Raw genomic sequence first — 26,738 nt, 5'->3', positions numbered from 1 at the left:
TATACAATAATTTTTTAAAAATGTAATGCAAAGAAGCAATGCCATGAATGGGTTCTGTCCCCGAACGATATCCTCCCTGTTGTCCCCCCCCTAAAATAAACGGAGACAGTTTCACGGTCGGAGCAATAAGGAGCACTCCTATTCCAGACAAAGCATGGAACTTATGTCCAGAAAACGCCATCAAAGAAACTCCTTCTGGAACCCGAATGACTTCTTTTCCCACAATGGCTGTAGCATCAACAATAAGCATTAGCTGACATTCTTTAGCAAACGTAGCTATAGCCTCAAGATCGATCCTTACTCCTATTTCACTGTTCACCCATCCCAAAACAATAGCGAACGTATTTGTCTGCAAGGCATTCTTAATCTGTTCTAAAGTAATAACGCATTCCCCTGGATTGGGATCTAAGTAAGTAACAGAAAGTTTAGCTTTTTTTAAAGGTTCTATAACTGCCGGATGTTCCATGCTCGAGGTAATCACATGGCTTCCCTCAGGAATATTTCGAATTGCAAGATTTAAACTTTCTGTAGCTCCTGCTGTGTAGATTACCCGGCATTTATCAAAACTTAAAACTCTTTCTATAAGAGCAGAAGTTTCTTTGACTAATTGTTTTGTTTTTTTTCCAAAACAATGAACGCTAGAAGGATTTCCAAACCCTCCCTCTTCTACAAATAAGGCATGCAAATACGTCAAGACGCCAGGCTCTATGAGAGCCGAAGCATTGGTATCCAAATATATCGTCATAACAACTAACGCATCCGAACAAGTATAACAGTAGCATTATCTCTACCGCCCCGACTGTTTGCTAGGGAAATAAGAATGTTTCCGCCTTCTTCTAAAGTAGTTGTCTGTGTTAAAATCTCCAGCATGTCGCTGTCAGAAACCGCGCTAGTCAAGCCATCAGAACAGAAAACAAACAAATCTTCTTTCTCGTAAGAAATCTCTCGAATATCAGGAGACACGTGAGGACGGCTTCCCAAAACATTTGTCAGAACGTGCCGCCAAGGATACCTTTTTACACTTTGTTTTGAAAGCCCATATCGAGATGCCAAATGATTTGCTAAAGAATGATCTTCCGTTAATCTCTCCAACATTTTGCGTCTTAGTCGATAAATGCGACAATCCCCTACATGAAATAACCAAGCCTTTCCTCTACGAAACTGCATGCAACTCAATGTGGTTCCCATTCCTTTGAATTGTTCATTCAACAGGCTTTGCCGATAAATTAGTGAGTTAACTTCTGATAAAATCGTTTTTATGGAGTTTTTATACTGATCGTCATTAAAGCGTTCTAAATCAACTTTGTGTAAATCAACGAGCTGCATAAGATTGTAGACAGCCTCATAAGAAGCAACCTCTCCAGCGCGATGCCCTCCCATTCCATCTGCGATAGCGATGATCTGAGAATCACAGTTTACCTGCCAAAAATCTTCATTATTATTTCTGACTAAACCGACATCGCTTAACCCAAAATACTCAAATTCCGCAACAATCATGACGCCCTCTCGTCTAGGAGCTTTCCATAGACGGTCGATACACTTCATCGCTTAAGACATTTGGAGGTATAGCAAAGTTTTTTTTTTAAAAGAATGTAAACTTTTGTTTATCAAAAGGACAATTGCCCTTGTAGATAAAAAGTTTGTTGATCGTATAACTTTGTAAAGTCTTCCTAAATGGAAGCATTTTACTCTGCCCAAAAAACAACGCTCAAGTATAGTTTTGTGTTCAAAGGTTGGTTCCTTTTCAACAAGCCAAACTTAGAGGATTTCGTAATGACAACGTGGACTTTAAATCAAAATAATCTCACAAAATTTCTCACTCACGCACAACTTGAGCCCTCTTTAGAAAGAGAAAGCGGGTTGATCTATATTACTATTCCTGCAGGAGAGCACGAACTTCCTCTTTTTTTTGTTATTCGTAATGAGGGCGAAGTACTACAACTAGTCTGTTATTTTCCCTACCAAATACAGCAAGGTCAACGTGATGCTACAGCAAGACTTTTGCATCTTGTCAACAGAGATATCGATATTCCAGGATTTGGGATGGATGAAGAACAAAACATTATTTTCTATCGATTAGTGATTCCTTGTTTGAAAGGAGAGATTAATGAAAATTTGCTACGAGTCTACATTGATACAATTAAATTAATCTGTGACAGCTTCTTCCATGCAATAGGACTAATTTCTACAGGAAACATGGATCTTGATGAGCTGAAAAAACAAGCAAACCTAGAAAACAACAATAAACAAGGCTGAGAGGGAGCGTGCCAGATTTAATCTTTTATGATACAGAAACAACAGGAACACAGATTGAAAAAGACCGTATAGTAGAAATAGCAGCCTACAATGGAACTACAGGAGAGTCTTTTCAAACTTTAGTGAATCCAGAAATTCCCATTCCAGCTGAAGCCACTAAAATTCACGGCATTACAACTTCAGAAGTCGCCAATGCTCCTAAGTTTCCTGAGGCTTATAAGAAATTTAGTAAATTTTGTGGTACAGACAATATTCTTGTGGCACATAATAATAACACGTTCGATTACCCACTATTGGCTAGAGAGTGTCGTAGACATGGTTTGTCTGAGCCTCAGCTCCGCACCATAGATTCTTTAAAATGGGCAAAAAAATATCGAACAGACCTACCTCAACATAGTCTTCAATATCTCCGCCAAGTATATGGATTTGAAGAAAATCAGGCTCACCGTGCATTAGATGACGTCATTACACTTTATAGAGTGTTTTCGGCTTTAGTTGGTGATCTGTCCCCTGATCAAATTTATGATTTACTGAATGCAACGTGTCATCCGAAGGTCTTTAAAATGCCTTTTGGCAAATATAAGGGGAAACCTCTTTCTGAGGTTCCTTCTAGCTACATTGATTGGTTACAAAAAGGAGATTATTTGCTACAACCTGAGAATAAAGAAATTAAAGCAGCTATTGAAGCCTACCAACAACTGAAATGACTTTTTCTGCAGCTTTTTCTCCTTGTCCTAATGATATCTTTCTGTTTCGGTCTTTTTTGGAAAAGCATAAGGGTTTTCCTGTTTTTCATCAGATTATGATTTCTGATATCGCTTCTTTAAATCATTACGCCTTAGAAGCGAACTTTTCGTTAGTTAAAATTTCTGCCAGTCTTTACCCCCTGATTGCAGATTCTTATGACATCTTAAATGTTGGTACCACTTTGGGATATGAAATGGGGCCTTTAGTTCTTTCTAAACAACTAGATAAACCTTTACACAATCTCGCTACCCCAGGAACAACAACAACAGCTCATGCTCTTTGTCGTTTATTTTATCCTGAAGCAAAGCTAATCCCAATGAAGTATCATAAAATTATTCCTGCTATTCTTGCGAATCAAGTGGATGGCGGAGTAGTGATTCATGAAGAACGTTTCTCTTTTCCAAAAGAGTTACGCATTGTTGGAGATCTTGGGCACCTTTGGACAGAAAAATGGCATCTTCCCCTACCTTTAGGCTGCATTGCAATCTCTAAGAATATTCCTTCTGATGATGTTTATTCATTGAATTATGCTCTTCAGAGATCTTTACGACGATCCTTAACAGAAAGCTCTCTTGCTACACAGAAAGCTTCCGAATATTCTCGAGACAAAAGCCTGCAAACTATTCAGCATTTTATAAACACTTACGTAACAGAAGAGACTTTTAACCTTTCTCCTAAAGGGAAACAGGCTCTTTCTATGCTATGGACAGCTTGCCGTGATGCTTAAAATTCTTCTGATCTTTGCAGACCCAATAGAAGCCTCAGAAACTCTCGCTTTATTTCCTTTTTCTGCCTGCGATAACTTCTATACCTACTGTACAGAACATCTTCATCTTGACGTTCTAGTACTAGAAAAATGGGGGTATGAAGGAGTTCTCCAAGCTTTAACACCGCCTCCAAGTGGATACAATCTTTGGATAAATCTAGGATTTGCGGGAGCTACTAATCCGAACATACCACTCCTTACTACTTATACCATTACAAATGTGAAGGAATTAACGAAGAAGACTTTTGTAGCGAGGGAGTTCATGGTAACACCAATTTCAGGCCTCCCCCAAGCGCAACTGACTACAGTAAAATCTCCGTATCGTGAGGGATTTCACAATAATCTACAACTTGTAGACATGGAAGGGTTTTTCGTTGCACAACAGGCCTTTCTATCAGCCTCTCCTTGTTCAATGATTAAAGTTACTTCTGATTATACTACCCAAAAAGGAAATGTTTTTTTAAACAAGAATAAGATTCGTTTATCTCAAAAACTAGCGCAAGCTTTTTTGAGGATACATTCTTCCTTGGTTCATGAGATAAAACCTGCACTATCCACAGATTTTATCACTTTACAGCGGAACTAAGTTCCCAATCCTTCGCTCCTGATAAGACCCACATTCTTTGAAAAGCCGGACAAGCAACCAGTAGCTCCTCTTTCGTCCCTTCTGCAATTTTCTTACCTTGCTCCAGATAAACAATGCGATCTACGTATTCTAATGTAGAAAGTTTGTGCGCAATAATTATTTGCGTACAACGGCCTTTCAACTTCCCAACCATTTCTTTGACATAATTTTCACTAATAGCGTCCAATGCTGATGTTGCCTCATCAAGTACTAAAATGGATGCATTATGAAGTAATGCTCTCGCTATAGTTAAGCGCTGCTGCTGTCCCCCAGATAAATTCTTTCCAGATTCCTCTAATAAGCTATAGACTCCTTGAGGCATTTTAGAAACAAATTCGTAAGCATGTGCTTGTTTTAAGGCTTCAATAACTTCCTTTTCTGAAAAATTTCTTCCACAAGTCAGATTATTCCAAACTGTGTCATAAAACAAGAAAGGATGTTGCAACACGCATCCAATATGTTTTCTCAAAGAGTTTTTGCTATAGCTTTTTATTGGGAGAGAGTCTACTAACAATTCACCACACGAAACCTCGTAAAGCCTTGGTAATAATTTAGCTATGGTAGATTTTCCTGATCCTGTCGGGCCTACAATCCCTATAGCCTCCCCCTTTTTTAGTGCCAAGTTGAAATCTGAAAGTACGAACCTATCTTCTGAGTATCCAAATGATACGTTGCAAAACTCAAGACTATGCTGCAACCCTTGAAATTCATTTAGCTGCTCAGACTCGCTAACTTGCTGTTTTGCAAGATCAAGCACCTCATAAAACCGCTCTGCCGCTGCACAGCCTCGCATAATATTTACGTTCTCATCAGCGAATTTTTTGATAGGATCATAGATAAGGTATAATAGTCCACAAAAAACAATAAGTTCTTCGGGCGGGATATGAAATTTATACAGTCCTATCATGACTACAAAAGCAAAGAAAAGAGCCGCAATAGTATGAAGAAGTGGTCTAGGAATTAGTCCGTATGCTGCACTACGTTCTTCTAAACGTGCGATTTCATCATTCTTTTGACAATATTTTTTGAAAGCAAAATTTTCGGTTCGGAATACTTTCACAGTTAGAATTCCAAGCAAAAAATCGAGTAATACAGCCGCAAAATGATCCTGATTTTTCTGAATCCGTCTAGCTAAAGACTTAATTTTCTTTGCAACTACAACAATTGGCAAAATGAAGATAGGAAAAGCCAAGCAAACGCAAGCGCAAAATTTCCAAGAAATAGATAAACAGACAATTAAAGCGAAAATCATAGTGAGCGGAGCTTGTATATAATTCACCATGAGAGCGTTGATCGCTAATGCAATCATCGAAGAATCCGCAATAACCCGACTGCTTAAATTACCCATATCATGGGCATGAAAGAAAGTCATTGGAAGAGTTTGCAGGGCTAGAAAATAATCCTTACGTAAGGAACAACTTACACGAATAGAAATTAGCTGTGCCAAAAATCTTTGAAAAAAGAGGGCTGTTGATTTCAAAATCGCAACAACAACAAGAAAAATAGAGAGATATTGCAATCGAGAAAGATCAAAACTTTTGGACAGATAGGCGGATAATCTTTTTGTTATGGATTGAGTCCCTGTACCTGAATTTTTAGCGATATAAGTATTTGCCTGCGTCAAGGAGAGAGTATCGCTATCACCAACAATAAGATCCCATTGGTCAAGAAGTTGCTGTTTAGAAAGCTCTTTTCTCTTAACTAATGTACTGTCTTCCTGCTTTCCAAACAGGAGAAAAGCATCAGGACCAGTTTTAGTAATAAGTCCTAAAGAAAAAATCTCTGCCTGGGATGTTACCGTCAATCCCACTATAGACAGAAGAGAAAAAACGAGTAGAACTAAATGCTTCTTATGCCTCAGAACCGCTTTCAGAAGAAGTTTCATATAGACCTATCGTTCGGAATTTCTGATATCGTTTTTCTAGTAACTCTTCTACTGGCAGATCTTTCAGTTTAAGCCATTCTTGAAGGATATATTCTTGAACACTACGATATGTGGCTGCAGGATTGTGATGTGCCCCACCTATAGGCTCTTTAATCACTGCATCCACGATAGCAAATCCTTTCAGATCCTCTCCATGCATTTTTAACATGGCTGCAGCATCGCTATTTTTTTTGGGATCTTTCCATAAGATAGAAGCACATCCTTCGGGAGAAATAACGGAGTAATAAGAGTGCTCCAACATGGCAACAGCATCTCCAATAGCCATTCCTAGAGCTCCTCCCGAGCACCCTTCTCCAATAACAACCACGATGATGGGCGTAGCCAGCCTAGATAACTCAAATAAATTTGTTGCTATAGCCCAACCCTGACCACGTTCTTCGGCAGTTAATCCTGGGAAAGCTCCCGGAGTGTCGACAAGAAAAATAATCGGTAAACAAAACTTCGCCGACAGTTTAGCTAAACGGAGCGCCTTTCGGAATCCTTCAGGGCAAAGCATACCAAAATTGCGGTGCATACGCGATTTTGTGTCACATCCCTTTTCCTGACCTATGAGCATGAAATGTTGTCCTTGGATCTTTGCAAATCCTCCAACTACTGCAGGATCGTCCCGAAATGTTCGATCTCCACAAAGCTCAATAAACTCCTCACACATTCCTTCAATATAGTCAACCGTTCGAGGTCTTGAGGGATGCCGACAAATCTGAACTCTTTCCCAAGGGGTAAGATCGGAGTAAATTTTTTCTTTTAATCTATCTAAGCGCTTTTCCAATTTTTGAATCTCTGAAGAAGAAAGCAGGCTGTTCTTTTTATTTTTTTCTTTAAACTCCGCGATTGTTTTTTCGTATTCGACAACCTGTTTTTCATGAGGAAGTAGTTCCACCGCAGTATGCTCCCTTCTTATAAAAAAGAGTTATTTTAATACAAATAATCATCAAAAACAACCCAAAATAAACTAACTGATTACAATGATCTTGCCTTCAAGAAAAATTTTTTAATGTCTCATAAAGAGAAATCAAACCTTTTCAAATAAAACATTGACATTGTTTTGGGTGTAAGGAAGATTAACTAAAAAGCTGCTCCCCCAAAAACGATCTTCTCCTTGTAAAGAAAAAATTTCCATATAAGGGCTGGAAGATAAAATCCGAATACTCTCTTTCTCTCCTTTGATGAATATATCGCGAGCAGGTCCTTTGTAAGAATCTGGAGCTCCGGTGCGCAATTTTGGCCCATTAGATACCTGACATTGAACTCCTTTACAAAAAACCGTAAAAAATACTTCTGGATTTTCTTCTTTTAAATAAGAGCGAATATAACATTTGTTCTCAGAGATATCAATACAATGTCTGGACTCAGTCCCAAACAAAGCGTCCTGCAAATGCGGAAAGCCTGTTATCCTAGAACAAGGCGAAGATAAAGACGCAGAAAAAGTTATCGTTGTCTCCTCATTTCTTTCTTCACAAAAAAACTCTTTTACGCCACCACATAAGCCAAAACCCAAACATTCTCCTGGATCACCAATACAAGGCCCATAGTTAACAACTCCAACATCCCCAGAAAAAAATGCTCCGACACCACTTTTACAACCACTACCACTAACATAAGCGGAAAAAGAAGCTGTTCTTCTCATCCAAAAACCAAGAGAATTTTCTGTAAGCCTCATGCAATCTTGAAAACTCTCTTCTTTTTGGTAAAAAGGGAGCTTACTAACAGTAGTTGCCTGTTCGGATCTCGTGCCTTCTTGACTCCACAATGCAGGGAAAATCTTCCTTTCATGAGAAAACAAAGCCTGTTGAAACGTCATCATTCTTTCCACAGACTCCCGACCTTCATCATAAAATTCTGAGATACGAGATAAAAACATAGCCATCTCAACATGCTCTCCAGGATAAGGTAACCCTCCCCACAAAAAACCTGCCTTATGAAATAGCAATACGGCTCCAGACTGAGCCTGATGCATACAAAGAAACTGATATCCTAAATCAAATCCTTCTTCTAAAGCGGCCAATAAATAAGCTGCTCGAGCAATATCATGAACACGCAACAATGGATGATGAAGGAAATACCGTACAGCAGTCTTTCTCAGTTTTTTATTCTGGAAAAGCTCTATAAGATACTTACTCTGAAGATCAAAATTCTTTCCGGAGAATGCTTCTCTTAATCCATTCTCAAGTTCTAATCGTGATTCTACTAGCATAGTTAACGAAACGAAGTCCAAGAATGAAAAAGTAACCTTGAGAAACTTTAGAGTCAAGCCCGCTCGCCTCTAAGGCATGACTCTATGATCGAAAGCAAAGCCGGGAAAAGGGAGGGAGACTAAGAAGATTTAGTTGGTGTTTCAATCAAACGTTTCATTCTTTTGCCTGGAGTGAACTTAACAGCTCTTCTAGCCGGAATATGGATAGGCACTGCTGCATTCTTAGGGTTACGACCAACCTTAGGTTTTCTTTCTACAACTTGCAAAACACCAAAGTCTCTGAACTCTAGTCTATCTCCCTGAACTAAAGCGTCTGTCATCTTATCCAAAAAATTTTGGATGACAGTTCTCACGTGATTAGGATGTATTTTATGATCTTGAGATATCGTACTAATTAGTTTCTTCTTAGTCATCGTTGCCATGGTAGCTTGTTGCCTCCTAGTTAAAGTGGTAACCCTTGCGTCCCTAAATACCGCAATATATGCGTATAATATGCATTCATCCTTTGGATTCAAGACTTTTTTTTAACCTTTCTATAAACACATATAATCTTTCTACGAGTTGCACTCAATGAAACCTTCTTTCCTTTGCGACATACTTTTTAGTATTCTTAAAGGTTTATTAACATCTTATTTCTCCCAGCCTATTTATGTATTTTTTTCAATTCACGAACCGGTGATCCTGCTTTTTCAACTTGTCGATTAATAATAAAAGCATGTATCCCTTCTGCGATCCCCTTAGCCAAATATGCTCGATAACGAGGATCCAAAAGAGCAGCTCGCTCCTTTGGATTAGAAAGAAACCCTGTTTCTACAAGCACAGCAGGCATTGTGGTTTCACGAATAACTGCAAAATTTCCTTCTTTAACCTTGCGTTCCCGCAAAGCTCCATTTTTTTGCATAAAAGCTAAGATGCATTTACCCAAATTCTCTGATTTTTTTGTTCTTAATGCGTTCTTATCGTTGTAAAAATATATCTCTGTTCCTAAAGCAGACGTATTAGAAGAATGATTGCAGTGAACACTGACAAAAACATCTGCTTTATTCTGATTCGCAATTGCAGCTCGTCTATTCAAATCCACATAGATATCCGTAGATCTCGTCATTATGGTTTTATAACCCATGCGACGCAAATACCCCTGCACACTCAAAGCTATAGATAAAGCCAAAGTCTTCTCTTTATATCGTAACTCTTTATCTGCAGTTCCTTCATCCTTACCCCCATGACCAGGATCTATGACGACAAGCTCATTCCTACTTACCTTAGAGGTGCTCGTGGACTCTGCCAAACATTTCTCTGAAGTGTTAAAAACAACCAAAACAAGAATAAGTTTCAAACTAACAAAGCGAGGCCAAAACTTCACGCACAACCTCTCGATCATCAAAAACAATCGTCTGATGTTTGAAGATCTGATAACTCTCATGTCCCTTTCCTGCAACTAATACAATATCTTTATCTGAGGCCATTGATATTGCTTTAACTATAGCCGATTTTCGGTCACTCTCAATAACATATTGATCCGTCAAAAAACCTGCACAGACCTCTGCAATAATCTGATCCGGATCTTCAGTTCTAGGATTATCTGAAGTTACAACAGAAAAACCGTACTGCTCAGCAACTTTTGCCATGAGAGGCCTTTTACTATGATCTCTGTCCCCCCCACATCCAAAAACAATAATTAATCGGCCGCCTTCAGAAAGCAGTTGCAATAAAATTTTGCACACATTGTCTAAAGCATCTGGGGTATGCGCATAATCAACATAAACAGGACAAGGCCCAGACAGAACAGGATCTAAGCGCCCCTTAGGAGAGGATAGATAGCCAACATAGTGTACTAGCTCTTCAAAATCTCCACCCGAAACTTGGTGAACGACGGCTAAAGCAGCCAAAACATTGTATACATTATGCTCTCCTACTAAAGCTGTCTTGCAAGGGAAAATTTTTCCTTGATATGAAATGTCATAAACAGATCCTGAAGAAGAAAATTTTAAATTTATAGCTCGATAATCAGCCTCTTGATGTACAGCATAGGAAACACCTCTAGCGGGTGTCACCTTTAAAAACTCTTGTGCATATTGACAATCTAAATTAACAACAGCGACACCTTTCTCAGGAAGAGAAGCGAACAGCTGTTGCTTAGCTGCAATATAATTTTCAAGAGAACCATGAAAATCCAAATGATCCAATGTAATGTTAGTCAAAACTCCCGCTAAAAAATAAGTTTCACGAACCCTATCCAAAGAAAGTCCTATCGAAGATACTTCCATAACGGCAGTTGATAAGCCTTGTTTAACCATTTCAGCAAAATACTTCTGTAGCAAGATAGCATCAGGAGTTGTAAAACTATCAACAATTCTACTTTCGCCTAAAATATGCTCTATGGTTCCAATCAGCCCCGAACGACGCCCCTGATGCTCCATAAGCTCTCTTACTAAATGAGAAACCGTCGTCTTCCCATTAGTTCCTGTAACGCCCACAACATCTAACTGTTGCGAAGGATACAGATAAAATCTAGCAGCTAGAAGAGCTTCTATAGCAATCAGATCCTCAGTGACAACCTGCACAACTGACAAAAAAGGGTTATATAAAGAAGATAAAACCGCAATTGCCCCATTCTCAATAGCCTGAACCGCATAGTCATTCCCATTACAAAATTGGCCTTGATGAGCAACAAAAATATCTCCAACCCCCACGCAACGAGAATCCCGGGTTAGATTTCTCACAGGAATCGAACCAATCTTTCCATAAACTTTAGCCGGAATATCCCGAAGAAGTTCATCTAAATACATACTAAACCCCTAGAAAACGCGTGTGAGGGCCTCAAAAAATATTCCCGAATAATTTACTACACAAATATTCGTTGTCAAGCTTTGTCAACCAACTAACAAACACTGACAAAGAAATAACAGTGATAAAACACCCAATTTTTTACTTTTTCATAAAAAAAGAAAACTTTTATACGGAGCGAATAAATGCTTTGTTCTCGAGATCCTAATTATGAAAATATTTTTCTCTTTACTACTATTTTCCTCTCCTGCATTCCTGATGCCAGGCTGTACGCTTATACCTAAACAACAAGCGCTAACACATTCGATTCAACAAAAGTAAGGCTATTATTTACGATTCCACTCTTCGTAAAGAGCTTTTAATTGAGCTAATTCTTCGTAGCAAGAATGTTGTTGCTTGTCTTCTGGAATGCCTAAATAAGGCAATACTCGAGAGGCTATTCTGGAAAATACTGGGGCGGCGCATCGCCCCCCCATATAGTTCTTAGTACCATCTTCTCTCATTCCATAGGCAGGATCGTCTATAGAAACAAGAATTACTAAAGGTACTGCTGTTTCTGACACAGCTTCTACAGGAGATAGTCCAATAAACGAAGCTATATGTCGTTTTTTATCATAACGCCCATCGACCAATTTTTCCGTTGTTCCCGTTTTCCCTGCACTGGAATATTTCTTAGGAGAAGCACGGAATCCTGTTCCTCCCGCACATGTTGTGAAACGCATAGCCCGTACTACTTCTGAGACAATTGTTTCGGAAAGCAATCGTACTTTCCCTCGTCTAGAGGGAAGACTTCTTTCTTCTTCTGAAGAAGAAACTATTTTTTTTACTAAGGTAGGTTGAACTAAAAAACCTCCATTCCCAAAAACAGCATAGGCTTGTACCATCTGCATACTTGTAGCTAACAAATTATATCCCATAGCTAAGGAGTATGGTGTTGATAAAGACCATTCTGGTGATTTGTTCTTATGGAAACGCTTTCTTGAAGGAACTAATCCTACAGCTTCTGCGGGTAATTCTATTCCCGTTTTTTTCCCGAAACCGAAATCTTGTAAACGCTGTTCATACCAGTCAGCACCTAGTTTTTGTACAATGCGATCCGCAAGCTGTGCCATATAAACGTTGGAAGATTTCTGGATGGCCATATACATATTTAGGTATCGATTGCTAACGATGTCTTTAAGAGGCGTTTTTTGACGACCAGGAAATAGTCTCCGACTAACATCTATAGGCTCACAAGGATCAAAAAGCACTTTTTCACAACGTTTTTTCATTTCTTCATTTGCCAACAAAGCAATAGCTATAGTTAACGGTTTCATGATAGATCCTGGCTCAAAAACATCGCTAACCGCTTTAACCTTGGTATCTTCTATGCGATCATCAGAATTAAAAAACTCTCGATACTCCATTGGATTAAAGAAGGGATATTGTGCTAAAGCTAAGATTTCTCCTGTATGTGAATTGAGTACAATAGCCCGTCCGCTGCGCGCTTTTGCCTCCAACACTCCTAAAGCTATTTCCTGCTCAGCAATCGTCTGAATATTAGCATCGATAGTCAAATAAACATCACATCCATCTCTAGGAATCTTTGTAATCTTATCCACATCTAAACGATTTAATGGAGAACGTAATAACTTACGTTCTCCATTTTCTCCTTCTAATAAATGATTGAAATAAGACTCCAAACCTCCTGTTGGAAAAGCTTTTCCAGATTTTTCATCTTTTACATCTCGAAGAGTATGTAACACTTGCCCTAATAACTTTCCGAATGGATAAGAACGTTGATAATCGCTAATGAAAAACAACGCATTAGATGGAATTTTATGCTTAATCGCATAAGGCTTCCACCAAGCTAAAATACGATCTCGAATAGAAACATCTAAAGAAATATATAATTTACGATATCGTGATTTTTTATCGAACTCACTACGAATATGTTCATAATTCCCCTCTCCGACCATGACAACAACCATATGAGCTATCTCGTCACGATATTCTTGAGGGACAACAACAGCGTCTAAACATAAGTGGAATTTAGTAACATCAATAGCAAGTGGCTGAAATCGTTCCTTTTCTCCTTTACGTAAGCTGGTATTGGCAAAAAAAGTCCCCCTCTGAAAAGGATCTGTAACCCGAAACTCATGTTGATTTGCAGCCTCTACCGCCCAGTGCTCTCCATCACAAATTTGAATTTTGTAATAACGAACTATTAAGAACGCATATAAAGACAAGATCCCAATAGCGATTAGAGTTAATTGCCTACGATAGTTCATGAGCTAAAACACTTATTTTCTCCTCACTAAGATATTCTAAATACTGATATTCAGGAAGAGATGCAATCTGCAATAGATGTTCAGGGCTTTCTAGTTTCTCAAGCAAAAAACTTAAAGTAACATTTTCCTGTTCTACTTGTCGCAACTGAGCCCACAAACAAGGAATTTCTAACCGAAGCTTGGTAAGATCATTCTGTTTATCTATGTACCGATAAAGAGCGTAACATAACAGACTTAAACACAAAAACAGTCTTGAGAATCGATACCTATTCATGCTTCATCTCAACACTTTTTTCAAAACAACGCAACTTAGCTGAACGCGACCTAGGATTTTTTCTGGTTTCTTCATAAGTAGGCATAATCACCTTTTTAGTTAAAACTCGTCCTGCACCAGCTAACTCCGCCTCTCTAAATGCCCACTTAACAGGTCGATCGTCTAAACTACAAAAAGAAATAATAGCCAAACGCCCTCCAGGACGTAACCAACGTAGAGCAGAATCCAATAAAATTTTTAACTGCTCTCCTTCTTGGTTAACATAAATACGTAAAGCTTGAAATATCAATGTTAATGGGTGAATTTTCTTTCGCAATCGATAAGAAGGGAAAATCCCTGACGTTGCTTCTTTTAGATCTTTGACTGTTAAAATCTTCTTTTTTTTCCTGAAATGAACTACAGCAGTTGCAGCGCTTCTCCAAAGAGGCTCTTCACCATATTTACGAAAAATTTCTCCAATCTCCTCTTCTTTTAGAGAATTCAACACCTCACTAGCTGTAATTCCTCGAGACATATCCATCCTCATATCTAAAGGATGCTCTTCCCCTTGAAAACTAAATCCTCTTTCAAGATCTGTGAGCTGCATCGAAGATACTCCCAAATCAGCAAGCACTCCATCATACACCCCATCTGGAGTTAAAGCGTTAACTTCTTCAAAAGAAGCATGTCGCAAACGCACGCGGTCTTTGAAAGAAGAAAGACGTTTTTCTGATAAGGTCAAAGCAGACAAGTCTCTATCAGATCCATCATAACGTTTTATCGAGGGGAACATTGTGAGAAAAGCTTCTGCATGGCCACCAGCCCCAACAGTAACATCACAAAAAGTTGTTGGATAACAATCATGAAATAGTGCAAGACTCTCTTTTACCAAGACAGGAATATGAGGAATTGAATCAACCACAAGGAACCTTCTTTATTATCTCTCCGCTTTATGTAGGCCGCACATAAATACTTTTCTAGCGGCAAAAAAAATGAAAAGTCCTAGTTTATCGCATATTTAGTTAAAAACACAGTTCTTCACACCTAATTCCTTGTCTAACATATTGAAAATCTTTGTTTTAATCTCTATTCTCTACCATACTTGACTTTTTCCTCTCCTCGGTTATGATTGAGACTATAAGCCTTTCAAGGAAGATTATGGTCGAAATTTTTAACTATAGTGCCTCGGTTTACGAGAAACACAGCTCTACGAATAAGCTTGTTAGCGATTTTCGCAAAGAAATTCAAATGGAAGGCGCAGCTATTCGCGATATAGCTCGACATGCCCAAATCTTGGATATGACACCCAAGCCTTCCGCGCTGTCTACGCTCATGCAGACAAATAAAAAAACCTGTTGGGCATCTTTCTCTCCTCCAGCAAATTTTCACAAACAACGGTTTTCCACGCCTTACTTAGTTCCATCTCTAGGCTCACCAGATAGACAAGACCAAGATATGGAAAAAATTTCCTCTTATCTCAAAATTTTGACCAGAGGTAAGTTTTCATATCGCTCAGTAACCAGCCCTTTATCGAAAAAAAATAGGCACCAATCGGATCAAGAGTCGACAAAACAAGAATTCGATCGGGAAGAGGAGCAAGAAGAAACCCTTATCCGTGAAGGAGAAGTGTTGCTCAGAGCTTTAGACTTAGGGATCAAAAGCTCTAATCTCCTAATTGACTACGTTATTTCCCGTATTTTTCAATTTGTACAAGGTTAAGCAATATGATTGATAACGAGTGGAAAGCTATTTTGGGGTGGGGAGAAGAAGAACTTGAAGAACTTCGCATTTCTGGGTATTCATTTCTTCGTCAGGGGCATTATCAAAAAGCTATTCTTTTTTTTGAAGCCCTGATTATTTTAGATCCTTTAAGTGTTTATGATTTTCAAACCTTAGGAGGGCTTTACTTACAGATCAATGAAAATGCTAAAGCTCTTTTAGTTTTAGACCAAGCTTTGCGTATGCAAGGAGATCATCTCCCCACTTTACTAAATAAAACTAAAGCTCTGTTTTGTCTTGGGCGCATAGAAGAAGCTTCAGCAATCGCTGGGTATCTAACTTCTTGTCCTGATCCTATCATTGCAGACGATGCAGAGGCTTTGCTGCTCAGCTACGTAAAAACCCCATTAGCTGCATCTCATTAAATTTATTTTTTGAAAAATAATAATACCTAATCACAACCACTTGAATATATTTCCTGTATTACTTAAAAATTCTTTTTTTCTCTTTGAATTCCAGAAAATGAGAATAGAAAAACTTCTTATCCTCAAGTGTATTTTTGAACGAAATGTATTGATTGCTTATCAATAGCAATGCTACATTTGCGGTTTTCTCCAGGAGGAGGGTGTGTTACCAAATCCTTAATTCCTCAAGCGATAAAGAGAGAGCGATGTTAACTTGCAACGACTGCAGCACGTGGGAACAGTTCATCAATTACATCAGGACTCGCTGTTCTAAAACAGCTTTCGAAAATTGGATTGCTCCTATCCATGTTTTGGAAGAAACTCGAGAAAAAATTCGATTGGAGATTCCTAATATATTTGTCCAAAGTTACCTTTTGGATAATTACAAGAAGGATCTTTGTTCTTTTGTTCCTCTTGATGCTGAAGGCAATCCTGCCCTTGAGTTCGTTGTGGCTGAAGTCAAACGTTCTTCTCCCCAGATAGCTTCTCCTGTTACTAAACCTTCTGTAGAGATTGCTGAGGAAAATAAAGAGTTTCAGCTTAAGCTTAATAGCGCCTATCGCTTTGATAATTTTATCGAAGGTCCATCGAATCAATTTGTAAAATCAGCTGCCTTAGGAATCGCTGCTCGTCCAGGCCGATCCTATAATCCTCTGTTTATTCATGGTGGGGTAGGGTTAGGTAAGACTCACTTGCTTCATGCTGTCGGACATTATGTTCGCGAACATCACAAAAATCTCCGTATACATTGTATCACAACAGAAGCCTTTATTAATGACTTAGTTCATCATCTACGTGTTAAGTCTATTGATAAAATGAAGAATTTTTATAGATCTTTAGATCTTCTTCTAGTTGACGATATTCAATTTTTACAAAATCGGCAAAATTTTGAGGAAGAGTTCTGCAATACATTCGAAACTCTGATCCACTTGTCTAAACAGATTGTTGTAACTAGCGATAAACCTCCTGGTCAACTCAAATTATCCGAGCGGATCATTGCTAGAATGGAATGGGGGCTTGTTGCTCATGTTGGGGTCCCAGATTTGGAGACTCGAGTTGCTATTTTGCAGCATAAGGCCGAACAAAAAGGGTTAAATATCCCTAGCGAAATTGCTTTCTACATAGCGGACCACGTTTACGGAAATGTTCGTCAATTAGAAGGAGCTATTAACAAACTCACAGCGTATTGTCTCTTGTTCAATAAACCTTTAACGGAAACCACCGTTAGGGATACTTTAAAGGAGCTTTTCCGGACACCATCTAAACAAAAAGTTTCCGTTGAAAGCATTTTGAAAAGTGTTGCTACAGTATTTCAAGTAAAAATTCAGGACCTTAAAGGAACTTCTAGAGCCAAAAATGTTCCTTTAGCTAGACAAGTAGCAATGTATTTAGCAAAAACTTTAATTACAGATTCTCTTGTCGCAATTGGTGCTGCTTTTGGAAAAACTCATTCAACAGTGCTCTATGCTTGCAAAACAATTGAACAGAAAATAGAAAAAGACGCTCTGCTAAAAAATCAGATTAGCTTATGCAAGAATAATATAGCGACAGACTCACCGCAACACTTTGTGTAGTCTTCAAGCGCTTTTCTTAATTTGACAGAGATCGTTTTGCTTGGGAGAGAAATGTTCAAAAGACCTACAAAAAATTTTTTTGATGGAGTTCAGACTTTGTACGAGGATAATAGTAGTTCCACAAATTATGGTGCTTATTCTCAAAGATCAGAACATTTAGAAAATTCAAATATTTTTGAAACTACTAAACCCGCAGAAACACGATTACTATCTCAGGAAGAACAGTCTCAATGGATAGAGCAAAATGAGGATTCTATGGTCCGGGAAAATATTTTCTCGGAAGAGCCTGAAACTACCTTAGGAGAAGGAGTCTCCTTCAAAGGAGAACTAACCTTTGAACGGCTTCTTCGTATTGATGGAACTTTCGAAGGGATTCTTGTTTCTAAAGGGAAAATTATCGTTGGCCCTCAAGGATATGTAAAGGCTAACATAGAACTTGAAGAAGCTGTTATTGCAGGAGTTGTCGAAGGTAATATCACAGTAACAGGGAAGGTGTCTCTTCAAGGGCAAGCTGTAGTCACCGGTGATATTCAAGCAGGAAGCCTTTATGTAGCAGAAGGCGTCCGTCTCTGTGGTTATGTTTCCGTCTATGGCGTTTCTAATCAATCGGAGGAAACAAGCTCATAAATAAAACTTCTGAGAGATTGTACGCAATTTCTTCTCGCAAGTTTGCGTCTAAAGGATAAGCGGAGAGAATACAGGGTCTTTCTGTCGAAGTTGGAATTTTTCTTTTCCTAAAAACAGACACTTTCTTGTAAGGAACACCTAAATATTTCGCTATAGAAACCACAAAGCTCTTTTCAAGATGATTGGGAGAAAAAACAATTAAGCTAATGGCTTTTTCATTTAGAATTAAGGCTCTTGATATCGCCATGGCAAAATTTTTTATCCCACTCTTGTTTCCTAGACAAGCACAATAATATAAAGCTAAAGCTTCTGGAGAAGGGTCGTATAAATATAGTGAAGTATATGGGAGCAAAGAAGTGCATGCATCGCAAATTGTGCTTTTTTCATTAGCTATTATTATTTCTAAGCAACGAGAACACCGTTGTTCCGAAACATACTTTTTACATTTTTGCAAGCAAGACACACACAAACTTCTTCCAGGAGTTTTACAAATGCAGCAAAGTACTGGGAATATTTGTCGAATAACAAATGTTAAAATCTTATAAACAAGAAAGTTTTTTATTCGTAAAAATTTTAATGATTTGTTACGTTTTGGACGTGTAACGTTTTCAACCCTTCTCTCAAACACAATGCTCGAAAAACTCGTCGATTCTCTTTGGAAATTTTGTCATAAAAGCAAATTTCAATACATGACTCCTATTGCAGATGCTGTCGATAGCTTCTGCTTCGAGCCTCTACATACTCCTTCCTCTCCCCCGTTTGTGAGAGATGCTGTTGATGTTAAACGTTGGATGATGTTGGTCGTAATAGCCTTAATGCCAACAATGTTTGCAGCTATCTGGAACGCTGGTCTACAAGCTTTGGTCTACCAATCTTCAGACCCACGAATTATGGAAGCGTTCTCGCATATATCTGGATTTAAGAGCTACTTTTCGTTTATCACTCAAGAATTTAGCTTTGCAGCAATCCTTTTTGCCGGATGCAAAATTTTCCTTCCTCTTTTGATGATCAGTTATGCTGTTGGAGGAACTTGTGAAGTGCTATTTGCTATTATACGTAAGCATAAAATAGCAGAAGGACTTTTGGTTACAGGTTTGCTCTATCCACTTGTTCTCCCTCCTACTATTCCTTACTGGATGGCAGCCTTAGGAATTGCTTTCGGCGTCGTTATAGGGAAAGAGCTTTTCGGAGGCACAGGAATGAATATTCTTAATCCAGCTTTAACAGGGAGAGCTTTTTTATTTTTTACGTTCCCAGCTAAAATGAGTGGGGATGTCTGGGTTGGTAGCAACCCAAACAAAATTAAAGAAAGTCTTTTCGCTATGAACTCTTTAGCAGAAAGAAATGGTTTCGATGGTTTTTCTCAATCTACTTGCCTACAAATTCTTAACTCAACTCCACCTTCTGTCAAACGCGTTCATATTGATGCCATTGCCTCCAATATTTTAAAACTTGATCATGTTCCCTCTCAAGAAGTTCTTCAAACCCAATTTGCTACATGGGCAGAATCTTACCCAGATTTGACTATAGATCAACTCTCTTTAGAGCAACTTCAAAATTTTATAACAACACCTATAGCTGAGGGTGGACTCGGACTTCTTCCAGCTCATTTTGATTCAGCCTATTCTCTTACTGATGCTATCTATGGTGTTGGGAAATTTTCTACCGGAAATCTGTTTTTTGGGAACATGTTAGGTTCTTTGGGAGAGACCTCAACCTTTGCTTGTTTACTTGGAGCTGGGCTATTACTGTTAGTAGGCATAGCCTCCTGGCGAACAATGCTCTCATTTGGACTTAGCGCCCTATTTTTTGCTTGGTTATTTAAAATTATTAGCATCCTTGCAGTCGGGCAATCGGGCGCTTGGGCTCCAGCAAAATTTTTCATTCCTATCCATCGTCATCTTTTCATTGGAGGATTAGCTTTCGGCCTTGTTTTCATGGCAACAGATCCCGTTTCTTCACCAGCTATGAAATTAGCTAAGTGGTTTTATGGCGCGTTTATAGGCTTTCTCACAATCCTCATACGATTAATTAATCCTGCTTACCCTGAAGGGGTCATGTTAGCAATCTTGTTAGGGAATGTCTTCGCTCCATTATTCGACAATATAGCGCTCAAGCAGTACAGACAACGGAGAATATAAAATTATGGCATCCAAGACTCCTCGTTATCTTAATCGGCCTTGGTACATTATCTTATTCATCTTTGTTCTTAGTCTAATTGCGGGAACTCTCCTCTCTTCCGTCTATTACATTCTTGCTCCTATCCAAAAGCAAGCCGCAGAGTTTGATCGCAATCAACAAATGCTAATGGCTGCTCAAGTTATTTCCTTTGATAATAGATTCCAAATATATGAGGATGGAACTTGGAAACCTGCCACCTATAACCTAAAAACACAGATACTAGAAAACGCTCTTACTCCTTCTCGCGTAACTCCGCTAGCCTTAAATTCTTATTTTCAAAACTTTGTAAGAGTTTTACTTACAGATACACAGGGTCGCCTTTCTTCTTTTGAGGATCATCATCTCAATCTAGAAGCTTTTTTATCACAGCCAACACCTTCTGTAGAGAATGGTTCCTTGTACGTTGTTTACGCCATTCTAGCAAATAAAGGGTCTTCTAGGACCTTATCTTCATCTCAAATAGTTGAAAATCCTACATCTATAGAAGCAATCGTTCTTCCTATAGAAGGTTTTGGATTATGGGGACCTATTTATGGGTTCCTTGCTTTGGAAAAAGATGGAAACACTGTTTTAGGAACGTCTTGGTACCAGCACGGTGAAACTCCAGGACTAGGGGCAAATATTGCTAGCCCTCAATGGCAAAAAAATTTTTTTGGTAAAAAAGTATTTCTTTCCTCTTCTTCTGGAGAAACAGACTTTGCTAAAACTACCCTGGGATTGGAAATAATAAAAGGATCCGTTTCTGCATCATTAGGAAATTCTCCAAAAGCAGCTTCTGCTATTGATGGAATTTCAGGAGCAACACTGACTTGTAATGGTGTTACCGAAGCTTTTGCAAATTCACTAGTTCCCTATCGGTCCTTGCTGATTTCTTTTTCCAAGCTTAACCCCCAAGGAGCGTCTTCATGACAACCAATAAGTCTAGCTTAAGCTATTTTACAGATGCTTTATGGGTCAATAACCAACCCCTTGTAGCCATATTGGGAATCTGCTCAGCTTTAGCTGTTACTACTACTGTAACAACAGCCTTGACCATGGGATTGGCCGTGAGTCTTGTTACAGCCTGCTCTTCTTTTATTGTTTCTTTGCTAAGAAAAATTACTCCTGAAAGTGTCCGAATGATTGCACAGCTTATCATTATCAGTCTATTCGTGATTCTTATTGACCAATTTTTAAAAGCATTTTTTTTCAATATTTCTAAAACACTTTCTGTTTTTGTGGGATTAATCATTACTAACTGTATTGTCATGGGACGTGCAGAAAGTATGGCTAGACATATCTCTCCTATTCCTGCATTTCTAGATGGGCTGGGATCAGGCCTAGGCTATGGTTGGGTGCTTGTTTGTATTAGTATCATTAGAGAATTATTTGGATTCGGAACAATTTTAAACTTTCGCGTTATTCCTAAGATTTTTTATGCCTCAGAAGCTCATCCTGACGGATACGAAAATTTAGGATTAATGGTTTTGGCCCCATCTGCATTTTTCCTTTTAGGAATCATGATTTGGATCGTGAATATTATTAGAGCTTCAAAGGCAAAGAGGTAGTATATGTGGTTAGGAGACTATTCTTTACTCAATCTCTTTGGGATCTTTTTACAAGCAACCTTTATTCAAAATATCTTATTGTCTACATTCCTAGGAATGTGCAGTTATCTTGCATGCTCTTCTCGCCTATCAACGGCTAATGGCTTAGGAATGTCAGTAGCTTTGGTGCTCACTATTACAGGAAGTATTAACTGGCTAGTGCACCGCTTCATTACAGGACCTCAAGCTCTATCCTGGTTATCTCCGAAATTGGCAGACATAGATCTTAGTTTTTTAGAACTGATCACATTCATTGTTGTCATTGCAGCGTTTACACAAATTTTAGAATTGCTTCTTGAACGTTTTTCAAGAAACCTTTACCTAGCCTTAGGAATATTTCTCCCTCTTATTGCAGTAAACTGTGCTATTTTGGGTGGAGTGTTATTTGGAATTACCCGCAACTATCCTTTTCTTCCTATGGTTGTATTTTCTTTAGGTTCTGGATGCGGTTGGTGGTTGGCAATCGTTCTTTTTGCAACAATTAGAGAAAAACTTGCCTATTCCGATATCCCTCAACATTTGCAAGGAATGGGAATTTCTTTTATTACAACAGGCCTCATAGCCATGGCGTTTATGGGTCTAACGGGAATAGACATCTCAAAACCAACTACTAAATCAGTAGTCGCCAAGAACGTTGCTCCTAAAAACAAAGGAAAAGAAGGAGAGAACAAGGCCTAGAATCTGAATTAATTGCAGAGAGATTAAGGCTCTAAAGAAAACTTCGCTTCATCGAAGTCTTCTGCGAGCTGCATAATAACAAACCATCCCTCAGATTCCGGGGTATTATTAATGGGAAGGATGTTGTCTTCAAGAGCAGCATTTACTTCCAATATCTCTCCAGAAACAGGAGAAAGCACTTCAATAGCAGACTTCGAAGATTCTAAGATGCAAAGCTCCTCTCCTTCTTTGATAAAGACTCCTAAAGAAGGCAGATCTATATGTAAAATATTTCCTAAATGCTCGCGCATCTGTGCTGACAAGCCAAGTCTCACGACCTGGAGATGTATAGGTTCTATCCATACATGGTAATCAGAATAATATTTTTTTCCTTTCATAATCATCCCACTTAAATGCTCTAACTTTTGGGGTGGAAAAAAATGTCCTCTAAGTAAGGTCTTAAAAGCTCCTCATTCAGATGACCTTTAGCAAACAGCAGTTTGTCTAAATTTACTGGACAATCACAATATGTTTTGGAAATAAATTTGAAATAAAAAGGTCCTTTACTCAAATCAAATAGTATACCTGATAACTGTCCTTCGTCTAAGGCCAACAAATCTTCAAATTCCAGTGGGGCGCCTGAATCTCCCCTGGAAAAAGTCTTTATTGTCCTTTCCAATCCTCCAAAAAGATCCCCATGAGAAATCTTCCCTTCTTGATAAGCTTTAACAAAACTAATTAAACGTCTTTGATACAACTCCTCTTTTTGGATAGTTGGAAAAACTTCCTGCAAAGCAACTAAAACACGATTGATACGATCTTCAGATTTGTATTTTTCTAACAAGAAGTTCTTCAATCCCTTGCGAACAACCTCTTTATAAGGTAACACTTCATCTCTTATTGCTCGATTTTTCACGTCGATAGAATAAAAATGTTCATCATCTTGGGTGTAATTATCCACACTGTCTTGCTGCATAAGAACATTAGCAAGACGAGCTCCATCCTGAATACCAGGCAACAAATAGTCTGGGCCAACTGATAAAAAAAGATCCTCTTCTTTTCTCTCCTGTCTGGATAATTCAGATTGAATTCTTTCCGGATCTGCGCGCAGAATAGCTCTTCTAACATAAGAGTGAACTTTCTCCACTACAGAAGGTTTCAAGTTCAAAATATCACGTAATGAAGAACTCGTTTCTAATTCAGGGAACTCTAACAAAATTTCTTCAAAATTTTCAGAATTCTGATACCACTGATATACTTGAGACATGGGAATATATTTCTCAAGATCTGTTAGCTTCACACTACGGTACCAAACAGAAAATCGTTTCCCTACTAAACATTCTGCTTTGCTTCTTACCGTCTCCACAGGGAGAGCTGTCATCTGCACATCTAAACAGTGTTTAGGAGGTAAAGCTACCAAACTAAGGTAAGTTTCGAAAGCTGCCAAATCCTCCCTACTTTTAAAAACTAAACTATCTGGAAGACAAAAAAGCTCTACAGAAACAGAATCTTTCCCCATAGAAAAGAATTGTTGTAAAGGATAGTAATCAAAGGAAACAGTCCCTTCTAATGCCAAAAACGCTTTCTTATAGAATAAAATCTCTCGATATATTTGAAGAAATTCTGTTTCCTCAGACCCCATAAAATTGTAGAAAGAAGCCACTAGTTGATCAAATGTTAACTTGAACTCCGAATGCTTGCTAAGCCTAGAGAAAGCTTGTTGCGCTTTATCATAAAAATCTTGCCGCGCTTCCTTCAAAGAGGGAAAAGCCATATACTTTTTTTGTTCGTCTATAAAACGTAACATAGCTTCTACTGTCGCAGAAACATACTTATCTCCAAACCAATCCCTAACATTTTGATATCCAAACAAACGAAGATTTCGACCTTTCACCAAAGAGCCATCTACTGGAAGATTAAACATCTGCCGTCGATACTCTAACATCTGTCTAAGAACATAGTGGGGGAATTTTTTCTCTTCCAAGAACAACCTTACCCGAGCAGCAAACCCTTCTGGAGAAACTGGGTCTTCCAACTGCCGGAACACACTAAAGGCTTCTTGCAACTGAGGCGCAGAAGATTTCCAAACTTCTTCAGAAGAAATGAATGGAGCATCGAAACGGCGATACCCTTCATAGACTCGCTCTTTTTCAAAAGCTGGGAAACCTGATTGATACACACTTAAAAATAGTTTCTCTCCTAAATGATTAGTCAGAAAACGCTCTGTGATCAGTCCTTCATTCAAAAAATTCCATTCCTTAGGATTCCCCGTAAAAGGATAGGCCTCATTAGATAAAAAGTGTTTCAAAAGGAAAAACTCTCTTTCAGAATACTTTTTACCTGAAGGAGCTCTGTAAACCGTTCTACAGCTCCCCCTTTTCTGGATTTTAACGGTCTGACTAACACCTACACCAACTCCAGACAGACAAACGCCAGCAATAACTAATCCGATAAATTTTTTTTGATGCTTGTTAAAAAATGCTAACAAGAGACCCTTCTTTTTTTGAGAAACACCGTACTAAGAAAGGGAAAAAACTTTTACAGACTCTCTCAGGAGAGAGAAAGGCTCTTCCCAGAAGACTTCATGGTACTTGTTGCAGAAGATTATTATCAAGTTTTCTACAAAAGCAGGTGGAGACCTTTTACATCCTCTCAAACAAAATTAGGCGGGCATGTATTTATCCTCTAAATGTCCCAAACAATAATTCACGGGATCAAAATACCAGTTTATAATTTCTTCACCAGTTACCAATTTGGAGAGAGTAAGATCCTTTTCAAACACTGCCTGCGCTTTAGCTACGACTTCTTCTGATTCAATGACAACTATACATTCGTAATCACAGACATCACTTTTTTTGCCAAAATTGTAACTGCCAATCACCATAATATGGTCATCTACAAGCATACATTTTTTATGTAACTGAGTATTAGCGACATAAAATTCATGGACAGAGAACTTTTTAGTAGCATGACTAGGAGAAAATAAGAATCTTTTCCATAAAAGAGGTCGAGAACCAAAGGTCAAAGGGAAATAATTAATCCGATTCCCCCAAGCATATGACCTGGTAATTGTAGGACTTCGGTCTGTTCTCCCATTCGTTATAACCCGAATACTTACTCCCCTTCCCCAGCAAGCATCCATTAAACTGTCATATATTTTTTCTGCAGGAATAAAATACATTTGGGCTAAACGAATCGAATGCCGTGCTTGATTCACTAAGCGCGTATATTCTTCAGTAATCGTATTGCTAGTTTCGTCTGGACCAGAAAAAATAAAACGAATCTTGTCTAACTGAACAGAAACAGCACAAGAATTCATTTCAATCATATTACAAAAGGAAAGCTTTGCCTTTTCTAACGGAAGATTAATAGGATCTATTCCTCTGAAATCATCTAATTTTTTATTAAACCAAAATTTTTTAGTAAAATCCTTCCATAACGCATAATGCGCACAAAATTCCTTACGAAGCAATGCTCCTAGTTCCTCTGAAACAATCGTGACATCTTGGTCACGAAAAGCCGAAGGTCTTCTCGTCCCCCCTACTATTGCTCGAGGAGAATCCACCACTCCTAGATCAAAGTCACCTCTGGAACACATTAGGTCCTCTAGATTAGTCCCTCCAATGAAAATATATTTACCATCAACGATGGAAAGCTTAATATGACTCTCTATAACATTGGGAGACAAGATATTACAATACGGAGGACAATCAGAAAATAGGTAATGAAACCTTTCTCCGTGCTTTTCTTTAAAAGTTTTTAAGTTTTTCCGGTCATTTTCATCAATCAGAGTCGGCTGTATCAGCATATAGCCCACTAGCTGTGGCACGTCTTCCATACGCTGATCTAAATGCCGAAGAATGGTAGCTAAAATCTCCCCTCCTGTCATACAGGGACACAACTCTACAGTATACCTGGCGTTATCAATAGCAGCTAATAAGTGCTCATACATTTCATAGCCGTTATCATGAACCAGAATCTTGGCTGCTTTGTTTTTATTTGGAATAGCTAGTGTCTGTGCGAAACCGTGAACAGTCGCAGTACAAGCCAAAAATAGGAATATGTTCCGTAAAAATGATATTTTCAT

The 26,738-nt window shown here is 38.5% G+C and carries 27 protein-coding genes; 12 read left to right on the top strand and 15 right to left on the bottom strand.

The window, feature by feature from the left end:
* Together IJ490_RS00790 and IJ490_RS00785 are read right to left on the bottom strand one after the other, a co-directional pair.
* A partial coding sequence (locus IJ490_RS00790; RefSeq protein ID WP_291891815.1) for an aminotransferase class V-fold PLP-dependent enzyme occupies positions 1 to 745 on the bottom strand: 745 nt, incomplete at its 3' end.
* 5 nt (positions 746 to 750) lie between these two features.
* Entirely contained in the window at positions 751 to 1,497 is a 747-nt protein-coding gene (locus IJ490_RS00785; RefSeq protein WP_291891843.1) for a PP2C family serine/threonine-protein phosphatase, read from the bottom strand.
* A 276-nt stretch (positions 1,498 to 1,773) separates the two neighbouring features.
* Between IJ490_RS00785 and IJ490_RS00780 the strand changes: the two genes are divergently transcribed.
* From IJ490_RS00780 to IJ490_RS00765, 4 genes are read left to right on the top strand one after another with little or no spacing between them, the layout of a single operon-like run.
* The gene (locus IJ490_RS00780) at positions 1,774 to 2,256 is read left to right on the top strand and encodes a YbjN domain-containing protein (RefSeq protein WP_291891812.1); all 483 of its coding nucleotides are present in this window, start codon (positions 1,774 to 1,776) and stop codon (positions 2,254 to 2,256) included.
* An 8-nt stretch (positions 2,257 to 2,264) separates the two neighbouring features.
* Entirely contained in the window at positions 2,265 to 2,963 is a 699-nt protein-coding gene (locus tag IJ490_RS00775; RefSeq protein ID WP_291891809.1) for a DUF3820 family protein, read from the top strand.
* Positions 2,960 to 3,730, top strand: coding sequence for a menaquinone biosynthesis family protein (locus IJ490_RS00770; protein WP_291891807.1), 771 nt, complete (start codon positions 2,960 to 2,962; stop codon positions 3,728 to 3,730). The genes IJ490_RS00775 and IJ490_RS00770 overlap by 4 nt, the downstream gene beginning before the upstream one ends.
* Positions 3,723 to 4,355 carry a hypothetical protein gene (locus IJ490_RS00765; protein WP_291891841.1) on the top strand — a complete coding sequence of 211 codons (633 nt, stop codon included), beginning with the start codon at positions 3,723 to 3,725 and terminating at the stop codon, positions 4,353 to 4,355. Before IJ490_RS00770 ends, IJ490_RS00765 begins: the two co-directional genes overlap by 8 nt.
* On the opposite strand, the gene IJ490_RS00760 is transcribed toward IJ490_RS00765, so the two are convergent.
* The 9 genes from IJ490_RS00760 to rsmH form a co-directional block, all read right to left on the bottom strand.
* A complete protein-coding gene (locus IJ490_RS00760; RefSeq protein WP_291891804.1) occupies positions 4,336 to 6,279 on the bottom strand; it encodes an ABC transporter ATP-binding protein in 1,944 nt (647 codons plus the stop codon). The two genes, IJ490_RS00765 and IJ490_RS00760, sit on opposite strands and share 20 nt — an antisense overlap.
* Positions 6,245 to 7,219 (bottom strand): acetyl-CoA carboxylase carboxyltransferase subunit alpha, encoded by a 975-nt coding sequence (locus tag IJ490_RS00755; protein ID WP_291891801.1) that lies wholly within the window; start codon positions 7,217 to 7,219, stop codon positions 6,245 to 6,247. The genes IJ490_RS00760 and IJ490_RS00755 overlap by 35 nt, the downstream gene beginning before the upstream one ends.
* Positions 7,220 to 7,351: 132 nt before the next feature.
* The gene (locus tag IJ490_RS00750) at positions 7,352 to 8,533 is read right to left on the bottom strand and encodes a hypothetical protein (RefSeq protein WP_291891840.1); all 1,182 of its coding nucleotides are present in this window, start codon (positions 8,531 to 8,533) and stop codon (positions 7,352 to 7,354) included.
* Between the two features lie 119 nt (positions 8,534 to 8,652).
* On the bottom strand, positions 8,653 to 8,955 hold the full coding sequence (locus IJ490_RS00745) for an HU family DNA-binding protein (protein WP_009871614.1): 303 nt from the start codon (positions 8,953 to 8,955) through the stop codon (positions 8,653 to 8,655).
* A 221-nt stretch (positions 8,956 to 9,176) separates the two neighbouring features.
* Complete coding sequence (locus IJ490_RS00740; protein WP_291891400.1) at positions 9,177 to 9,956, bottom strand: N-acetylmuramoyl-L-alanine amidase; 780 nt, start codon at positions 9,954 to 9,956, stop codon at positions 9,177 to 9,179.
* Entirely contained in the window at positions 9,871 to 11,322 is a 1,452-nt protein-coding gene (locus tag IJ490_RS00735; RefSeq protein WP_291891398.1) for a UDP-N-acetylmuramoyl-L-alanyl-D-glutamate--2,6-diaminopimelate ligase, read from the bottom strand. The genes IJ490_RS00740 and IJ490_RS00735 overlap by 86 nt, the downstream gene beginning before the upstream one ends.
* A gap of 324 nt (positions 11,323 to 11,646) precedes the next feature.
* A complete protein-coding gene (locus IJ490_RS00730; RefSeq protein ID WP_291891396.1) occupies positions 11,647 to 13,590 on the bottom strand; it encodes a penicillin-binding protein 2 in 1,944 nt (647 codons plus the stop codon).
* Positions 13,577 to 13,864, bottom strand: coding sequence for a hypothetical protein (locus tag IJ490_RS00725; RefSeq protein ID WP_291891394.1), 288 nt, complete (start codon positions 13,862 to 13,864; stop codon positions 13,577 to 13,579). The genes IJ490_RS00730 and IJ490_RS00725 overlap by 14 nt, the downstream gene beginning before the upstream one ends.
* Complete coding sequence (gene rsmH, locus IJ490_RS00720; RefSeq protein ID WP_291891392.1) at positions 13,857 to 14,765, bottom strand: 16S rRNA (cytosine(1402)-N(4))-methyltransferase RsmH; 909 nt, start codon at positions 14,763 to 14,765, stop codon at positions 13,857 to 13,859. Before rsmH ends, IJ490_RS00725 begins: the two co-directional genes overlap by 8 nt.
* Before the next feature lie 236 nt (positions 14,766 to 15,001).
* Between rsmH and IJ490_RS00715 the strand changes: the two genes are divergently transcribed.
* The 4 genes from IJ490_RS00715 (at position 15,002) to IJ490_RS00700 (ending at position 18,227) form a co-directional block, all read left to right on the top strand.
* Complete coding sequence (locus tag IJ490_RS00715) at positions 15,002 to 15,562, top strand: DUF5399 family protein (protein ID WP_291891390.1); 561 nt, start codon at positions 15,002 to 15,004, stop codon at positions 15,560 to 15,562.
* A 5-nt stretch (positions 15,563 to 15,567) separates the two neighbouring features.
* Positions 15,568 to 15,987, top strand: coding sequence for a type III secretion chaperone (locus tag IJ490_RS00710; protein WP_291891388.1), 420 nt, complete (start codon positions 15,568 to 15,570; stop codon positions 15,985 to 15,987).
* Between the two features lie 245 nt (positions 15,988 to 16,232).
* Positions 16,233 to 17,600: a chromosomal replication initiator protein DnaA gene (dnaA, locus tag IJ490_RS00705; protein WP_291891386.1), complete on the top strand. Its 1,368-nt coding sequence runs from the start codon at positions 16,233 to 16,235 to the stop codon at positions 17,598 to 17,600.
* Between the two features lie 51 nt (positions 17,601 to 17,651).
* Complete coding sequence (locus IJ490_RS00700; protein WP_291891384.1) at positions 17,652 to 18,227, top strand: polymer-forming cytoskeletal protein; 576 nt, start codon at positions 17,652 to 17,654, stop codon at positions 18,225 to 18,227.
* Here the strand turns inward: IJ490_RS00700 and IJ490_RS00695 are convergent.
* The gene (locus IJ490_RS00695) at positions 18,199 to 18,690 is read right to left on the bottom strand and encodes a hypothetical protein (protein ID WP_291891382.1); all 492 of its coding nucleotides are present in this window, start codon (positions 18,688 to 18,690) and stop codon (positions 18,199 to 18,201) included. The genes IJ490_RS00700 and IJ490_RS00695 overlap by 29 nt on opposite strands.
* 166 nt (positions 18,691 to 18,856) lie before the next feature.
* Between IJ490_RS00695 and IJ490_RS00690 the strand changes: the two genes are divergently transcribed.
* The 4 genes from IJ490_RS00690 to nqrE are packed head-to-tail and all read left to right on the top strand — an operon-like array spanning position 18,857 to position 22,672.
* On the top strand, positions 18,857 to 20,368 hold the full coding sequence (locus IJ490_RS00690; RefSeq protein WP_291891380.1) for a Na(+)-transporting NADH-quinone reductase subunit B: 1,512 nt from the start codon (positions 18,857 to 18,859) through the stop codon (positions 20,366 to 20,368).
* Between the two features lie 4 nt (positions 20,369 to 20,372).
* Positions 20,373 to 21,317 carry an NADH:ubiquinone reductase (Na(+)-transporting) subunit C gene (nqrC, locus tag IJ490_RS00685; protein ID WP_291891379.1) on the top strand — a complete coding sequence of 315 codons (945 nt, stop codon included), beginning with the start codon at positions 20,373 to 20,375 and terminating at the stop codon, positions 21,315 to 21,317.
* Entirely contained in the window at positions 21,314 to 21,955 is a 642-nt protein-coding gene (gene nqrD, locus IJ490_RS00680; protein WP_291891377.1) for an NADH:ubiquinone reductase (Na(+)-transporting) subunit D, read from the top strand. Before nqrC ends, nqrD begins: the two co-directional genes overlap by 4 nt.
* A gap of 3 nt (positions 21,956 to 21,958) precedes the next feature.
* Positions 21,959 to 22,672: an NADH:ubiquinone reductase (Na(+)-transporting) subunit E gene (gene nqrE / locus IJ490_RS00675; RefSeq protein WP_291891375.1), complete on the top strand. Its 714-nt coding sequence runs from the start codon at positions 21,959 to 21,961 to the stop codon at positions 22,670 to 22,672.
* Positions 22,673 to 22,695: 23 nt separating this feature from the next.
* Here nqrE and IJ490_RS00670 read toward each other — a convergent pair whose 3' ends face one another.
* The 3 genes from IJ490_RS00670 to IJ490_RS00660 form a co-directional block, all read right to left on the bottom strand.
* Complete coding sequence (locus IJ490_RS00670) at positions 22,696 to 23,049, bottom strand: glycine cleavage protein H-like protein (RefSeq protein ID WP_291891372.1); 354 nt, start codon at positions 23,047 to 23,049, stop codon at positions 22,696 to 22,698.
* A 20-nt stretch (positions 23,050 to 23,069) separates the two neighbouring features.
* Positions 23,070 to 25,139: a hypothetical protein gene (locus tag IJ490_RS00665; RefSeq protein ID WP_291891371.1), complete on the bottom strand. Its 2,070-nt coding sequence runs from the start codon at positions 25,137 to 25,139 to the stop codon at positions 23,070 to 23,072.
* A gap of 174 nt (positions 25,140 to 25,313) precedes the next feature.
* Entirely contained in the window at positions 25,314 to 26,738 is a 1,425-nt protein-coding gene (locus tag IJ490_RS00660; RefSeq protein ID WP_291891369.1) for a phosphatidylserine/phosphatidylglycerophosphate/cardiolipin synthase family protein, read from the bottom strand.

The sequence above is a fragment of the Chlamydia sp. genome (assembly GCF_017472245.1).
Lineage (GTDB): Bacteria > Chlamydiota > Chlamydiia > Chlamydiales > Chlamydiaceae > Chlamydia.
Note: the sequence above shows the minus strand (reverse complement) of the source record. Positions and strands in the feature narration are given on the sequence as shown.